This window comes from Sulfitobacter sp. SH22 (assembly GCF_965641905.1).
Taxonomy (GTDB): domain Bacteria; phylum Pseudomonadota; class Alphaproteobacteria; order Rhodobacterales; family Rhodobacteraceae; genus Sulfitobacter.
This window is the reverse complement of the sequence record NZ_OZ282573.1, coordinates 1,536,544-1,553,014: the sequence shown is the minus strand read 5'-3', so window position 1 is coordinate 1,553,014 and position 16,471 is coordinate 1,536,544. Positions and strand designations below refer to the sequence as shown.

Genomic DNA, 16,471 nt, shown 5'->3' with positions numbered 1-16,471 from the left:
CTATTCCTGTGTGGGTATGTCTTTGCCGATGGCGTCGACGTGTTTTTGCAAGGCGGCGCGATCCAACGCTTCGAACGACAGCGACGTAAAAGCGCTGATCCGGTTGTGCAGCGCGCCATAGGTCTGGTGAAAGGCAAGACGCTTTTCCGCTTCGGTTCCTTCGGCTTTCACAGGGTCCGCCATGCCCCAATGGCCTGAAACGGGGTGTCCGGGCCATGTCGGACAGTCTTCGTTCGCGGCGCGATCACAAACGGTAAAGACGAAATCCATCTTGGGCGCGTCTGGCCCCTGAAACTCGGCAAGGTTCTTGGACCGAAGGGGGGACACGTCATGCCCCTTGCTCCGCAGCATTTCAACGGCAAAGGGGTTCAGTTCGGACCGGTGCGCTGTGCCTGCGGAATAGGCCGTGAACCGGTCACCCGCCATGTCGCGCAAAATGGTTTCAGCCAGGATCGAACGGGCCGAGTTGCCGGTACACAGGAACAAGACGGTGAATTTCGGCCCAGATGCGGGGGCGATCCCCTCAAGAAGACCGGCAAACTGCGGCGGACACAGATCGGCGCGCCCCCGGCAGCAGTCCAGAAACAGATCCGACACGACCTCGCGGGTGGCATCCAGATTGACGGCATAAAGCAACCGCGTCCCGTCACGGCGTTGCGAAATCAGCCCCGCTTGGGTCAAGGCAGACAGATACACCGATGCCGTGCTGGCTTTGAGGTCCAGCGCTTGGGCAATTTCACCCGCAGGCAGCGCATCCGGACAGCGCCGCATCAGCAAGCGGAACACTCCCATCCTTTGCGGATGACTCAGGGTGGAGAGGCGGTCGATGAGCATTGATTCCATATTTCATGAATATTTGAAGTATGGAAGGCCTGTCAACGGGGTTTGATTTGATTTGCCGCAGAAACATGCCGCACGGGCAATAAAAAAGCGGCGCGCCCGTTCACCAGGCGCGCCGCTTTTCATTGCAGGTCAAAGTCAGACCGCGAGGGCTTGGCTCAGATCCGCTTTCAGGTCCTCGATATCCTCGATCCCCACCGACAGGCGCAACAGACCCTCGGGAATGCCGGTATGTGGCTCGATCGTGTGGCGATGTTCGACCAGACTTTCGACCCCGCCCAAGGATGTCGCACGGTGAAACAGCGCCAGTTTGCCGGCAGCGGCCAAGGCGGCAGGGGCACCGCCTTTCACGACAAAGGATAGCAACGGCCCAAAGCCGCCGCTCATCTGGCGGGTGGCGACATCAAAGCCGGGATGATGCGGTAATCCGGGATACATCACGGTTTCCACCTGCTCATGCTGGTCCAGAAACTCAGCCAGGGCTTGGGCGTTGCGCGACATTTCCCGCATCCGCAAGGGTAGGGTCCGCATACCGCGCACCAGCAACCATGCCTCAAAGGGGCCAATGACCGCGCCCGCATCATGGCGGTCCACCTTGATATCCGTCCAGATCGGCGCGTCCGCGTCGTTGGTTGCCAACACACCCGCCAAGACATCCGAATGGCCATTGATCCCCTTGGTGGCCGAATGCATCACGATGTCAGCCCCCAAGGCCAGCGGCTTTTGCAACACAGGGGTGGCGGCGGTGCTGTCGACCATCAACAACCCCCCAACGGCGTGAACGGCTCTGGCGGCAGCCTCGATATCCGTGACCCGCAGCCACGGGTTCGACGGGGTCTCGATCAGCACAAGCGACGGTTCAAGCGCAACACAGGCGGTCTCGAACGCGGTGGCATCCGATGCTTCCACCTCGTGCAAGGCGATATCGCGACGGGTGCAGAAATCGCGCAGCCATTTGGTCGTCCCCCAATAGATTTGCGACTGCACCAAAACGCAGCCACCATTCGGAACGGTGCGAAACGCCGCTGCAATCGCGGCCATGCCCGAAGGGAACAACAACGCCTCGGCGGCCCCCTCAAGCTGGGCCAGCACGGTTTCCGCGACCCGCACGATATCGCTTTGATCGCGGAGGTAAATATTGTCAGGCCGCAAGGGCTGATACTGCGCATCGCGCAAATAGGTGGTGGCCATTTGCAAAGGCGGCACAACACCACCGCTTTGCGGGTCGACCGCACCGGCGGCCTGTGCTGCGATGGTGGCGGGGCTCAATCGTGAAGTATCAGACATGGTTTGCGCCACTCCTCAAAGATGACCTGTTTTCAATCTCCTACACCTAAACCCGCGCCTTGCAAAACTGCCAGCCCGTAAATCACTGAACGCCACGTTCCCTTTCATTTTGCCCCTTAAACTCCTGCCGGAGGCATCCTTAATTCCGGCCAAACGCCACGCCGGATGCCCGCAAACCCCCGTTGAGCCTTGTTCTTTACCCCCCCGCGGTCTATGCCGCGCTCGAACCCCTACGCCCCTAGATAAAGGTATCACGCATGATTCCCCGCTATTCCCGCCCCGAGATGGTTGCAATCTGGTCCCCCGAAACCAAGTTCCGCATCTGGTTCGAGATCGAGGCGCATGCCTGTGACGCGATGGCCAGGCTGGGCGTGATCCCGCAGGCCAATGCCGACGCGGTCTGGAAAGCCAAAGACGTTGAATTTGACGTGGCCCGTATCGACGAAATCGAAGCCGTGACCAAACATGACGTTATCGCGTTCCTGACCCATCTGGCCGAACATGTGGGCAGCGACGAGGCGCGTTTCGTGCATCAGGGCATGACATCTTCGGATGTGCTCGACACATGTTTCAACGTCCAGCTGACCCGCGCTGCCGATATCCTGATCGACGATATGGGGCATCTTCTGGCCGCCCTCAAGCGCCGCGCGATTGAACATAAAGACACATTGCGGGTGGGCCGCAGCCACGGCATTCACGCCGAACCGACCACGATGGGCCTGACCTTCGCGCGTTTCTATGCCGAAATGGACCGCAACCTGACCCGCCTGAAAACCGCCCGCGAAGAAATCGCCACCGGTGCGATCTCGGGCGCTGTCGGCACATTCGCCAACATCGACCCCCGCGTAGAAGAGCACGTCTGCGAGCAGTTGGGTCTTGTCCCCGAACCGATCAGCACACAGGTCATCCCGCGCGACCGTCACGCGGCGTTCTTTGCGGCCCTTGGTGTTGTTGCCAGCTCCATCGAAAACGTCGCCACCGAAGTGCGCCACATGCAGCGCACCGAAGTTCTCGAGGGTGCCGAGTTCTTCTCGGCAGGTCAAAAGGGCTCCTCGGCGATGCCCCATAAAAAGAACCCGGTGCTGACCGAAAACCTGACCGGTCTTGCCCGTACGATTCGAATGGCCGTGATCCCTGCGATGGAAAACGTCACCCTGTGGCACGAGCGTGACATCTCGCATTCCTCGGTCGAGCGTGCGATCGGGCCGGACACCACGATCACCCTTGATTTCGCGTTGCACCGGTTGACCGGCGTGATCGACAAGATGCTGATCTATCCTGACAACATGCTGGCCAACATGAATAAATTCAGCGGCTTGGTGATGTCTCAGCGGGTTTTGCTGGCGTTGACACAGGCAGGCGTCAGCCGCGAAGACAGCTATAAGCTGGTGCAGCGCAATGCGATGAAAGTCTGGGAAGAGGGCAAGGATTTCAAAACGGAATTGCTGGCCGACCCAGAGGTTCTGGCCGCGCTAAGTGCAGAGGAAATCGAAGAAAAATTCGACCTTGCCTATCACACCAAACATGTCGACACGATCTTTGCCCGCGTCTTTAAAGACTGATTTCAGGGCAAATTAACCGATCAGATAGGCTGATTTGCAATATTCCTTTGAGAACGCACAAAGCCGTTGTACGCTTTGATGCGTCTCAAAGGAGTAGTCTGATGAAACTTGCATTTACCTTGTCGACTTTGGCCCTTGTGGTGCTTCCAACCTTTGGCTTTGCAACATGTTCGTCGCCAGAACATGCGATGTCTTGCGCCGAAGGGACCGTGTATGATGCCGAAACGGCGACATGTGTGACGGCGGCAACGTCCTGATCCCCAAGTAAACGTGAATATTATTTCACTAGTTTCACTTTGCCCTAGGTAAAGTAAAAGTAAGATCGAATTACTTTGAATAGGCTTAGGGAATTCCGTTATGCGCGTCCTTCTGGCGTCTGCTCTTGCCGCCGCTCTACCATTCGCCGCTTTTGCCGCTGGCGAAGAATCAACGCCGCCGAAACCAACGGTGACCTGTGAAAAGGGCATGGTTTTTGATAAAAAGACCAAAAAATGCACCTCTGCGCAGGACAGCCGTCTGACACCGGACGATCTGTATCAAACGGTGCGCCAACTGGCCTATGCCGGCGATTACGCGGGCGCGCAGATCGTGCTTGCTGCAATGCCGCAGGATGATGACCGCAGATTGACCTATATGGGTTTCACAAACCGTAAAATGGGCAATGCGGATATCGGCATGGAGTATTACTCCCGCGCGCTCGAAGTGAACCCGGCCAATATTCTTGCGCGGTCCTATATGGGGCAGGGCATGGTGGAGCAGGGCAATATTGCCGATGCTTTGGCGCAATTGCGCGCGATCCGGTCTTATGGCGGGACGGGTACATGGGCAGAGGCGTCTTTGCGCACTGCCATCGCAACTGGACAGACTTTTAACTACTGAGGTTAAATCTGTTCGTTTTTTGTTCATTTCTGGCTGCGACAACGCTGAAAGGCATAGTGGCAGTCAGAGATGAAATTTAATGAATGAACTTGCAACGTTAGGGCAAATTCAACCCGGTCAGATGATGGGATCTGCGCTGCCGGGCGCGGCCAGATTGTCACGGCGGGCGAAAGCCGCGATTGTGGTGCGTTTGCTGCTGAACGAGGGGGCGGATATCCCGCTGGAGGATCTGCCGGAGGCGCTTCAGGCCAGCCTGACCCAGCAAATGGGGGCGATGCGCACGGTTGACCGCGAAACGCTCGCCTCTGTCGTCGAAGAATTTGCTCAGGAACTGGACAGCATCGGGCTGTCCTTTCCCGGCGGGATGGTCGGGGCCATTTCCGCGCTGGACGGAAAAATCAGCAAACAAACCGCCGAACGCCTGCGCAAGGAAGCGGGCGTGCGCGAAATGGGTGACCCGTGGGACCGTCTGCGGGGGTTGGACGCGGCCAGCCTTTTGCCGATGGTGAAAAACGAAAGCATCGAAGTCGCGGCTGTGGTGCTGTCAAAACTCAAGGTCGCATTGGCAGCCGAACTGTTGGGGCTGCTTCCCGGGCCGGTGGCGCGCCAGATCACCTATGCGATATCGCTGACCAGCACGGTCACGCCCCAAGCGGTTGAACGCATTGGTATTTCCCTTGCCAGCCAGCTGGACACCGTGCCGCCCAAAGCATTTGATACAGGGCCGGTGGAACGGTTGGGCGCGATCCTGAATTCTTCAACCTCGCTGACGCGCGATGACATGTTAACCGGTCTGGACGAGGCGGACCGTGGCTTTGCCACCGCTGTGCGCAAAGCGATCTTTACCTTTGCAAACATCCCCGTACGGGTGTCGCCGCGCGACATTCCGGCCATATTGCGCCGCGCCGAACAGTCACAGCTGGTGATTGCCCTTGCCGGTGCCGAAGCCGCCGGGATGAAAGATGTATTCGACTTTATTCTTGAAAACATGTCGGGCCGGATGGCGGATCAGTTGCGCGAAGACGTCACTGATGCGGGGACGGTCAAACCCTCGGATGCCGAAGACGCGATGGCCGCCTTTGTCACCGTGATCCGCGATATGGAGGCGGATGGCGATTTGCAATTGATTGTCGAGGAGGAGGAGGAACCCTGATCCTGCTTGTTGCCTGCGTTTGCGCGCTGTAAACAGCGCGATAGTGCAGCCATCTGGCAGAGGTATATGACAGATCCGAAGCGTCCCCCCCAAGATCCGTTTGCGCGGCGCGCAGGTCACTACCTGACGAATGCCTTGATTGTCGGGCTGATCCGCGTCGCGCTGTTGATCCCGTTTCGGGCGCGGTTGGCCTTTGTGGGGTGGGTCGTGCAGCATGTGATCGGCCCCGCAGCAGGGTATCGCCGTCGCGCTGCCGAAAACCTGTCGTTGATCTGGCCTGATTTGACGCGCAAGCGCAGGGACGAAATCGTTGCCGGGTGCCTGAACAACGTGGGCCGGAGCTTTATCGAAAACTATTCTGCTGACGATTTTCCCGCGCGCATGGCGCAAAACACCCCTCGGGGCCCCGGTGTCAAAGCCTTGCAAGCCGCCGCGGCCAAGGGGCAGGCGGTCATTCTGGTCACCGGGCATTTCGGCAATTACGAGGCGACCCGCGCCTGCCTCGTTGCGCGGGGCTTTGACATTGGCGGATTGTACCGCGACATGAAAAACCCCTATTTCAACGCGCATTATGTGAAAACCATGGAAGCGTTCGGCGGGCCGGTTTTTCCGCAAGGGCGGCGCGGCACGGCAGGGTTCGTGCGGCACCTCAAGAATGGCGGGCAGCTTGTGTTGTTGTTTGACCAGCATGTCTTTGGCGCACCCAAGCTCGATTTTCTGGGGCAGCCCGCAAACACGGCCCTTTCAGCGGCTGAGCTTGCCTTGCGCTATGACGCGCTTTTGATCCCGTTTTACGGGATCCGGCAGTCTGATGGTGTGTCTTTCGATGCCGTGCTCGAGGCACCGATCGCGCATTCTGACGCGATAACCATGACGCAGGCCCTGAACGACAGTCTGGCCGCACGGGTCAAGGCGCATCCCGAACAATGGTTCTGGGTGCACCGGCGCTGGCGGCCAAACGAAGACTGAATTACTTGACGCGCGCCGCTGCCACAATGGGGCCGGCATTGCTGTGCTGGATGATCACCACCGCGGGCGAGGCCCCTTTTAACGGCGCGGTCAGGATCAGCGGTTGGTCTGCTGTCCAGGTCCCCAACACCGACCAGTTCTTGGCGATGTTGTGATATTCAAATGCGTGACCTGCGTTTTCGCCCCGTTTGATATGGGTCATTTCCATCGGCGTATATTGCAGCAGGTGCACCGTGAACGGACCTTTTGCCCCGTTTACTGTCTCCGCATTGATCGCAAGGCTATCGCCCTTGCGTGACAGGGTAAGATTGACGCGCAGGGGGTCGTTTTTGTGGGCGGCAATGGCCTGGGCAACGGCCATGGGTTTCGCGCCTACGATATCGGTGCTGCCATTGATGATCATCTCGGGGGTGTAGACCGATTTGCGCCCGCCGGCTGCGGCATAGGCGCGTTGGCGCGCGGCGTGGTCGGGGTTGCCGAACTGGTCCTTCCACCCGATGTAATCCCAATAATCCACGTGCAGCGCCAAAGCGATCACATCGTCGCGCTTGGACAGCTCTGCCAGAATCTCATCCGCAGGCGGGCAGGACGAACACCCTTGCGAGGTGAACAGTTCAACCACCACAGGCCGGTCCTGAGCGATCAAGGGCGCAGCCAAGGCGACGCCCGCGGCGAGAAGGGTGGAAAACAGGATCTTCATCAATCGGACAACTTTCACAAGGCAGGTTTTTTGTAGACCGGGCTTCGCTCAATTACCACTCAAGCTTTGTTGAGCCATTGTTACGTCCTGAAAGCCGGAATTTACATCAATTTCTGTACACAATGGTATACAAAAGCGATTTCCGTGATGGATTACAGTTGAAACGGCGCGCGCAATACGGCATCTAGGCGCCAAGCCGCCAATCTGTTTTCAACCCATCGAAGGGAGCTCCCATGACCATCATCGTTGGCCAGGACACCGCCAAGACACGCAAGACGCTGACGTCTGGCGATCAATCTATTGCCTATTATTCGATTCCCGCCGCTCAGGAAGCCGGGCTTGGTGATTTCTCGAAATTGCCCGCCGCGTTGAAAGTGGTGTTGGAAAACATGCTGCGTTTCGAGGACGGCAAGACCGTCACCGTTGACGACATCAAGGCATTTGCCGAATGGGGTGCCAAGGGCGGCCAGAACCCGCGCGAGATCGCCTATCGTCCGGCCCGCGTTCTGATGCAGGATTTCACCGGCGTTCCGGCGGTTGTTGATTTGGCCGCGATGCGCGACGGTCTGGTTGCTTTGGGTGGCGACGCTGACAAGATCAACCCGTTGAACCCTGTTGATCTGGTCATCGACCACTCGGTCATGATTGACGAATTCGGCAACCCGCGCGCGTTCCAGATGAACGTGGACCGCGAATACGAGCGCAACATCGAACGCTACACATTCCTCAAGTGGGGCCAAAAGGCGTTTAACAACTTCCGCGTTGTGCCCCCCGGTACCGGCATCTGCCACCAGGTGAACCTTGAATATCTGGCGCAAACCGTTTGGACCGACAAAGACCAGAACGGTGTTGAGGTTGCGTACCCTGACACGCTGGTCGGTACAGACAGCCACACCACCATGGTCAACGGCATGGCCGTTCTGGGCTGGGGCGTTGGCGGGATCGAGGCCGAAGCCGCGATGCTGGGCCAGCCGATTTCGATGCTGATCCCCGAAGTTGTGGGTTTCGAGCTGACAGGCCGCATGATGGAAGGCACCACTGGTACCGACCTTGTGTTGAAAGTCGTCGAAATGCTGCGTGAAAAAGGCGTGGTTTCCAAATTCGTCGAATTCTACGGCGAAGGTCTGGATCACTTGCCACTGGCAGACCGTGCGACCATCGCCAACATGGCACCTGAATATGGCGCGACCTGTGGTTTCTTCCCGATTGACGGCGAAACCCTGCGCTACCTGCGCACAACCGGCCGCGAAGAAGACCGCATTGCGCTGGTCGAAGCCTATGCCAAGGAAAACGGCATGTGGCGCGGCGATGATTATGCGCCGATCTACACCGACACGCTGTCGCTGGACATGGGCACCATCGTGCCTGCGATTTCCGGCCCCAAGCGTCCGCAGGACTATATCGCGCTGACCTCTGCGCACACTGCATTTTCCGATTACGTCAAAGGTGTCCGCGCGGGCAAAGACGCGTCACCCGCCGCCGAAGTGCGTTGGGAAGGCGAGGGCGGCCAGCCGGAGCCACAGGTGATCCCCGGCGACGAGGGCAACCACAAGCGCGGCTATGTGATGACCGACGATGGCCATTACCAGCTGCATGACGGGTCCATCGTGATCGCGTCGATCACATCGTGTACCAACACATCGAACCCTTACGTGATGATCGGTGCCGGTCTGGTTGCACGCAAAGCGCGCGCGCTTGGCCTGACCCGCAAGCCTTGGGTCAAGACATCGCTGGCCCCCGGTTCTCAGGTGGTTTCCGCCTATCTTGAGGCCGCAAACCTGCAAGAAGACCTGGACGCGATCGGCTTTAACCTTGTTGGTTATGGCTGCACGACCTGTATCGGTAACTCCGGCCCGCTGGAGCCTGCGATCAGCAAGGCAATCAACGACTACGACCTGATCGGTACCTCGGTCTTGTCGGGTAACCGCAACTTTGAAGGCCGCATTTCCCCTGACGTGCGCGCCAACTATCTGGCGTCCCCGCCACTGGTTGTGGCCTATGCGCTGGTCGGTGACATGAACGTCGATCTTGCACACGCACCTTTGGGTCAGGATCAAAACGGCAATGACGTCTATTTGAAAGACATCTGGCCAACCACGCAGGAAGTTGCCGAACTGGTCGAAAAGACCGTGACGCGCGCAGCCTTCCAAGAGAAGTACGCCGACGTGTTCAAGGGCGACGAAAAGTGGCAGGCGGTCGAGACGACGGATGCCAAGACCTACAACTGGCCACCCGCGTCGACATACGTTCAGAACCCGCCCTATTTCCAGGGCATGTCGCCAGAGCCGGGCGTGATCACCAACATCGAAGGTGCCAAAGTACTGGCTGTCTTGGGTGACATGATCACAACCGACCACATCAGCCCTGCCGGTTCGTTCAAGGAAACCACACCTGCCGGTCAATATCTGATGGAGCATCAGGTGCCTGTGCGCGAATTCAACTCCTATGGCTCGCGTCGTGGTAACCACGAAGTCATGATGCGCGGCACATTCGCCAACATCCGTATCAAGAACGAGATGCTGGACGGGGTCGAGGGCGGCTATACAAACGGCCCGGATGGCAAGCAAACGTCGATCTTTGACGCAGCCATGGCCTATCAGGATGCCGGCACACCGCTGGTGATCTTTGGTGGTGAACAATACGGTGCCGGGTCTTCGCGTGACTGGGCGGCCAAGGGCACAGCATTGCTGGGCGTCAAGGCCGTGATCGCCGAAAGCTTCGAGCGTATTCACCGCTCCAACCTGGTTGGTATGGGCGTTATCCCGTTCGAATTCACCAATGGTGACACGCGCAAAAGCTTGGGTCTGACCGGTCAGGAAACCGTTTCGATCTCGGGTCTGGATACGATCAAGCCGCTGCAAGAAGTGCCTTGCACGATCACAATGGCTGACGGTTCGGTCAAAGAGATCATGATCAAGTGCCGCATCGATACCGCGATCGAGATCGAATATATCGAACACGGTGGCGTGCTGCATTACGTTCTGCGCGATCTGGCAAAATCGGCCTGATCCTATTGACATAAAGATTGAAACGCCCGCCAAGCATCGTCTTGGCGGGTGTTTTGCGTTTAGATGTGGTGCAAAACGGCGCATCTTCGCCTGTTCGGGCTGATTTAGTGTCAAATACCAGATTTTGTGTTCACAATTGCGCATTTCCCCAACAGAATATTTGTTGCAAGCCGATTGTTTCAGTTATGTAGCCAATATTATTGGTTCACTGCTGACGAGCCGCCTGAACGATCTATCTGATCTGCATCGGGTATCGTTCTTCGCAAAGAAGGGGTGGCGCATGTCGCGTTCGACAAAAGACAGATTTCTAGCGGGTTTGCTGGCCACCACCGCTGCTGCGGCGGTGCTGTGGGGCAGTTCGGTCGGCTTTGCGGCAACGCTGGATATCACGGGCGTCGAAAAAGGCTCCGACCTTTATGAGGCCGTGCTGGGCGGATCGCTGTTGCGCGAACAAACCGCCGAGGACGCAACCCCGTCGACCCAGGAGTTGCTGGCGGCAGCGCAGGCCGATTATGCCAGATTGCTGGCCGTGCTTTACGATCAGGGGTATTTCGCGGCCGTGATCACGATCACCGTGGACGGGGTGGATGCGTCCACGATTGCGCCCGTGTCACCACCCGCGCGGATCGACAAGGCGGTCATCACGGTCAAACCGGGCAAAAAGTTCAGCTTTGCCAAGGCGGAAATCGCGCCAGTCGCGCCTGACACCGAATTGCCCGAAGAATTCGCTGTGGGCGCGCCAGCCCGTCTGGGCGTGTTGAAAGACACGGTATCAGCTGGCATAAAAGGCTGGCGCGATCAGGGGCATGCCAAGGCGGCATTGGCCGATCAGCAGCTTACCGCGCGGGTTCCCGACAGCACAATCAGCGCGACCTTGCGGCTGGCCCCCGGTCCGCGCCTGCGGTTTGGTGATCTGACGGTAAAGGGCGACAGCGCCGTGCGTTTGCGTCGGATCGTCAAGATCGCCGGTTTGCCCACGGGGCAGGTCTATTCTCAGGACCAACTGGATCTGGCGGCCACCCGTCTGCGCCGCACAGGGGCTTTCAGCTCTGTCGCGATGCTTGAGGCCGACCAGATCACCGCGCCTGATCTTCTGCCGATCACCGCGCAGATTGCGGATGCACCACCGCGCCGCTTTGGCTTTGGGGCCGAACTGTCGTCGCTTGAGGGGCTGACAGTCAGCTCCTATTGGATGCACCGGAACCTTTTGGGCGGTGCCGAAAACCTGCGGGTTGAGGGTGAGATATCGGGCATCGGTGGCAGTTCGGGCGGGACGGATTACCGGCTGTCGACGCGTTTTGAACGGCCCGCGACCTTTAACGCCGACACCAATTTTTACGCCTTCGCCGAGATCGAACAGCTGGACGAGGTGAATTTCTTCTCGCGGCAGTTCGAGATCGAGGCAGGGATTGAACGGATCGCCAGCGCCGAGCGGACCTATACGCTGGGCATGGGGCTGCGCACCGCCGAAACCCGCGATGCATTCGGCACGCAAAACTACACTTTGGTGACGCTGCCACTGACCGCCGAACATGATTACCGCGACAACCGTCTGGACGCCAAAGACGGTTATTACGCCAAGGCCAGCCTGACGCCCTTCGCGGCGGTTTCGGGGTCGTCCAGCGGGTTGCGCAGCTATGTTGATGTGCGCGGTTACAAGACCTTTGGCACCACCCGTCCGGTCACCTTTGCCCTGCGCGGGCAGCTTGGGTCGGTTTACGGTCCAACTTTGGCGCAGGCCCCGGCAGATTATCTGTTTTATTCGGGCGGCGGCGGCAGCGTCCGCGGACAGCCCTACCAGACGCTTGGCGTTGATTTGGGTGGCGGGAATACCGTTGGCGGGCGCAGCTTTCTGGGTCTGTCCGCAGAAGCGCGCGTTGCGGTGCGGGACAAGATCGGCATCGTGGCCTTTGCCGATGCGGGCTATATCGGGGCCGAGGCATTCTATGACGGGTCGGGGGTCTGGCATTCGGGTGCGGGGCTTGGCCTGCGCTATGAGACGGGCATCGGCCCGATCCGCGTCGATGTCGCGGTGCCGACATCGGGGCCTGAAACGGGCGAGAATTTTCAAGTCTATATCGGTATTGGACAATCGTTTTGATCCACTTTGTACGCAGCTTCCTTTTCACTTGTATGATGCTTCTGGCCTCGGGCGCGTTGGCCCAGGAGGATGACAAGGATTTTCTGACCCGCACCATCCAGAACGCGCTAAGCGGGGCGGGGCGGATTGTCAGCATCGACGGCTTTGCAGGCGCGCTCAGCTCGCGGGCGTCATTCGATCAAATGACGATTTCCGACGACCAAGGCGTGTGGCTGACATTGGAGGAGGTCGAGCTGGACTGGAACCGGTCTGCCCTGTTGCGCGGCCGGCTTGAAGTTCAGGCGTTGACCGCCAAGCGTCTGTCGGTACCGCGTCTGCCCGCCACGCAAGAAGACAGTTTGCCCGATCCCGAGGCCAAGCCGTTTACCTTTCCGGCCATTCCCGATTTGCCGGTTTCCATCGATGTCGCCAATTTCGAGGTCGAGGAAATTGTGCTGGGCGCGCCGATCCTGGGCGAAGCTGCGCAACTGAACCTCAAGGCCACCGCGAAGCTGAATGACGAAGTTGTGACCCTTGATATCGACGCCACCCGCACGGATGGCAAACAAGGGGCGTTCAAGATTTCGGCTGATCTGAACCGCAGCGACAACCTGCTTGATCTGCTGGTCAACCTCTCGGAAGAGCAAAAGGGCATCATCTCGCGGACCCTGAAGATCCCCGGCGAACCTTCGGTTGATCTGACCGTTGCAGGGTCGGGGCCGGTGTCGGATTTCAAGACCGACATCAAGCTGTCGACCGATGGCGAACAACGTCTGGCCGGACAGGTGATCGTGGCCGAACAAGGGGCAACCGATGACCCCGACCGCCGCATTCAGGCCGATCTGCGCGGGGATGTGACGGCATTGATCCTGTCGCAATACCGCGAATTTTTCGGCACAGACGTGGCGCTGACGCTTGATGCCATGGTGCAGGCGGATGGCGGGCTTGATGTCAGTGATTTCGCCCTCAAGGCGCAAGCGGCCGAATTGCAGGGCAAGATCACCTTGAACAGCGATAAATGGCCCAGCCTGATTGATATCACCGGCACCGTGGCCGCAACCGATGGCGAACGGGTTTTGCTGCCGGTTGCGGGGGCCAGCACCTATGTGCGCCGCGTGGATCTGGGCGTGAAATATGATGCGGGTGATGGCGACACGATTACAGCGGTCTTTGACGTTGACGGATTGGCCACAGATGCGCTGGCGATTGACAGCACACAATTGAACCTGACCGGTACGCTGGCTGGAAAAGCGGGCAGCGTCGGTGCGTTTGACGGCGATCTGGATTTTGCGACCAAGGGGCTGACTTTTACCAACGCCGCCCTGTCCGAGGCCTTGGGCAGCGCGCTTAGCGGTCGCGCCACCATCACCTATGTCGAAGGGCAGCCCGTGCAGATCAGCGGGCTTGACCTGTCGGGCACAGATTACGGTTTGACGGGGGATATGACGATCAATGGCCCCGCCGAGAATTTCCTGACGCAGCTTAAGGCACGGCTGGAAGCCACGGAAATCAGCCGCTTTTCGGCCCTTGCCGGACGCGAGCTGGACGGTGCTGCAAACGTCGATCTGGCCGGTCAGGTCAAACCGCTGGACGGCATGTTTGATCTGAACATCACCGGCCTGACCCGCGACCTGAAGCTGGGCATCGCGCAGGCGGATGCGGTGCTTGCTGGCGAAACCACGCTAAGTGTCGCGGCCTTGCGCGATGAGACGGGCACCTTTGTGCGTGATCTGACGCTTGAGAACGCGGCTGTGTCCGTGACCGGCGGCGCAGAGCTGCGCAGCGATAATTCGCAAGCGCGGTTCACGGCCAATCTGGTCAATATCCACCTTGTCCTGCCGCAGTATTCCGGCCCCGTGACGATCACCGCCACCGCCGATCAGGACACCCGCGGCTGGACGGTGGATGCCGTGACCGACGGCCCCTATAACGCCGCGCTGACCGCCAAAGGTCTGGCGACCGGCCCGAACGCGACGTTGAACTTCACCGCGCAGGTTCCTGAAATCAAAGACTTCGTTCCGGACGCGCCGGTTGGAGGCAAGATCGCGCTGGATGGCATTTTGCGGCAGACGCCCGACGGCTGGCAGGTGGATGCCAAAGCCGCCGCACCAGAAAATGTATCGGCCACTGTCAAAGGGCTGCTGACCCCGCTGGATATCGAATTCGAGGCGCAAATCCCCCGTGTGCAGGCCTTTGCGCCGCAGGTCACAGGCCCGCTGACGGCGGCAGGCACCCTGAAACAGACCGACGCCGGGTTTGTCATTGATGCAAAGACATCCGGTCCCTATGACGCGCAGGTCGCGGTGCAAGGTGCGCTGACGCCGATGATCGACATCTCGTTTGATATAGCCGTGCCCAATGTGCAGCCTTTGGTCCCCGGCGTATCGGGGCCTCTGGCAGCCACAGGGTCGATCCGCCAGACCCCGGCGGGCATCGCCATTGACACCAATGCAACGGGCCCCTATGCGGCGCGGGCATCGGTGCAGGGCGTCGTGACCGGCGACACCCCTGCGCTGAACTATGACATCACGATCCCAAATCTCGCGGCACTGGTTCCCAAGCTGAACGGGCCGCTGAATGTGACGGGCACAGCCCGACAGGAAAGTGCGGGCTGGCGCGTGAACACCAATGCAAGCGGTCCGGCTGGCACGCAGGCGATCATTGCGGGGCTGGTGGGCAGCGATGGCACCCTGAACCTTGATATCAACGGCAACGCACCGCTGGGTCTGTCTGCGCCCTTTATCGCGCCACGCATCCTGCAAGGGCAGGCGGCCTTTGATCTAAGCGTGAACGGGCCGGCGCAGCTTGGGTCTGTGTCAGGCACCATTCGCACATCGAATGCGTCGCTGTCAGCGCCCAACCTGCGGATCGCCTTGAAAAATATCGCGGCCAACATCGACCTTGGCAACAATCGCGCGCAGGTCGATCTGTCGGCAGAAAACGTTGATGGCGGGCAGATCAAGGTCGGCGGCGCTGTGGTGCTGGCCGGATCGATGACGGCGGATTTGCAGATCGGATTGAACAATCTCGTGCTGATTGACCCGTCGCTTTATCGCACGTCGCTGAATGGCAACCTGCGTCTTGCAGGCCCGCTCACAGGTGGGGCGCGAATTGATGGCCGGATTGATGTCGGTGAAACCAGCGTCACGGTGCCCTCGACGGGGCTGACCAGTATTGGTGACATTCCACCGATCGATTTTATCGGGGCACCCGCTGATGTGATTGCCACGAGACGCAAGGCCGGGCTTGATGGCGCACGGGCGGACGCGGAGGGGGTCGCGGCAGATAAGGGGCCAGGCTTTGGGATGAACATCCAGATCAACGCGCCGAACCGTATTTTTGTACGCGGGCGCGGGCTGGACGCGGAATTGGGCGGGGGTCTGTTGCTGACAGGGACGACCAATCGCGTGATCTCGGCCGGACGGTTTGATCTGATCCGCGGGCGGCTGGATATCCTGGGCAAGCGCTTTGATCTGAACGAAGGGGCGGTGCAATTCCAGGGCGATCTGGTGCCCTATCTGCGCTTTGTCACGGCCACGGCGACCCAAACAGGCGAAGTGCGCATCATCATCGAAGGCCCTGCAACCGCGCCGGAAGTATCATTTGAATCGACCCCCGCATCGCCGCAGGACGAGGTCCTTGCGCAATTGCTTTTCGGGCGCAATATCTCTGAAATCTCGGCGTTTCAGGCGCTGCAACTGGCAAGTGCTGTCGCGACGTTGGCAGGGCGCGGCGGGGCGGGTGTGATTTCGAATTTGCGCACGGGGTTCGGATTGGACGATCTGGATGTGACCACCACAGACAGCGGTGCAACGGCGGTGCGCGCGGGCAAATACATCTCGGATAACGTCTATACCGATGTGACTGCCGCGTCTGACGGGACGGCTGATATCTCCATCAATCTGGACATCTCCAAGAACCTGACCGCCAAGGGGACGGTTCATTCAGACGGTAACACCGGCATCGGGATTTTCTTCGAGAAAGATTACTAGG

At 59.3% G+C, this 16,471-nt stretch carries 11 protein-coding genes; 8 read left to right on the top strand and 3 right to left on the bottom strand.

The genetic code is table 11. The features are described from left to right. On the bottom strand, positions 1-843 hold the full coding sequence (locus tag ACSQ13_RS09510; protein ID WP_295509367.1) for a helix-turn-helix domain-containing protein: 843 nt from the start codon (positions 841-843) through the stop codon (positions 1-3). Between the two features lie 135 nt (positions 844-978). Beyond that, complete coding sequence (locus ACSQ13_RS09505) at positions 979-2,127, bottom strand: trans-sulfuration enzyme family protein (protein ID WP_295509364.1); 1,149 nt, start codon at positions 2,125-2,127, stop codon at positions 979-981. A gap of 257 nt (positions 2,128-2,384) precedes the next feature. Here ACSQ13_RS09505 and purB point away from each other — a divergent pair, with 257 nt between their 5' ends. From purB to ACSQ13_RS09480, 5 genes are all read left to right on the top strand, one after another. Beyond that, positions 2,385-3,689: an adenylosuccinate lyase gene (gene purB, locus ACSQ13_RS09500; protein ID WP_176249525.1), complete on the top strand. Its 1,305-nt coding sequence runs from the start codon at positions 2,385-2,387 to the stop codon at positions 3,687-3,689. 101 nt (positions 3,690-3,790) lie between these two features. Then, positions 3,791-3,946 carry a hypothetical protein gene (locus ACSQ13_RS09495; RefSeq protein ID WP_295509361.1) on the top strand — a complete coding sequence of 52 codons (156 nt, stop codon included), beginning with the start codon at positions 3,791-3,793 and terminating at the stop codon, positions 3,944-3,946. Positions 3,947-4,046: 100 nt separating this feature from the next. Beyond that, the gene (locus ACSQ13_RS09490; RefSeq protein WP_176249524.1) at positions 4,047-4,568 is read left to right on the top strand and encodes a tetratricopeptide repeat protein; all 522 of its coding nucleotides are present in this window, start codon (positions 4,047-4,049) and stop codon (positions 4,566-4,568) included. 79 nt (positions 4,569-4,647) lie between these two features. After that, complete coding sequence (locus ACSQ13_RS09485; RefSeq protein ID WP_176249523.1) at positions 4,648-5,721, top strand: flagellar motor switch protein FliG; 1,074 nt, start codon at positions 4,648-4,650, stop codon at positions 5,719-5,721. 66 nt (positions 5,722-5,787) lie between these two features. Beyond that, complete coding sequence (locus tag ACSQ13_RS09480) at positions 5,788-6,690, top strand: lysophospholipid acyltransferase family protein (RefSeq protein ID WP_176249522.1); 903 nt, start codon at positions 5,788-5,790, stop codon at positions 6,688-6,690. 1 nt (position 6,691) lies between these two features. On the opposite strand, the gene ACSQ13_RS09475 is transcribed toward ACSQ13_RS09480, so the two are convergent. Further along, a complete protein-coding gene (locus ACSQ13_RS09475) occupies positions 6,692-7,390 on the bottom strand; it encodes a DUF1223 domain-containing protein (RefSeq protein WP_295509357.1) in 699 nt (232 codons plus the stop codon). 233 nt (positions 7,391-7,623) lie between these two features. Between ACSQ13_RS09475 and acnA the strand changes: the two genes are divergently transcribed. The 3 genes from acnA (at position 7,624) to ACSQ13_RS09460 (ending at position 16,470) form a co-directional block, all read left to right on the top strand. Beyond that, a complete protein-coding gene (acnA, locus tag ACSQ13_RS09470; RefSeq protein WP_176249520.1) occupies positions 7,624-10,398 on the top strand; it encodes an aconitate hydratase AcnA in 2,775 nt (924 codons plus the stop codon). 280 nt (positions 10,399-10,678) lie between these two features. Further along, positions 10,679-12,499: an autotransporter assembly complex protein TamA gene (locus tag ACSQ13_RS09465; protein ID WP_295509353.1), complete on the top strand. Its 1,821-nt coding sequence runs from the start codon at positions 10,679-10,681 to the stop codon at positions 12,497-12,499. Next, positions 12,496-16,470, top strand: a complete 3,975-nt coding sequence (locus ACSQ13_RS09460) for a translocation/assembly module TamB domain-containing protein (RefSeq protein WP_295509350.1) — start codon at positions 12,496-12,498, stop codon at positions 16,468-16,470. The genes ACSQ13_RS09465 and ACSQ13_RS09460 overlap by 4 nt, the downstream gene beginning before the upstream one ends. Position 16,471 lies beyond the last annotated feature (1 nt).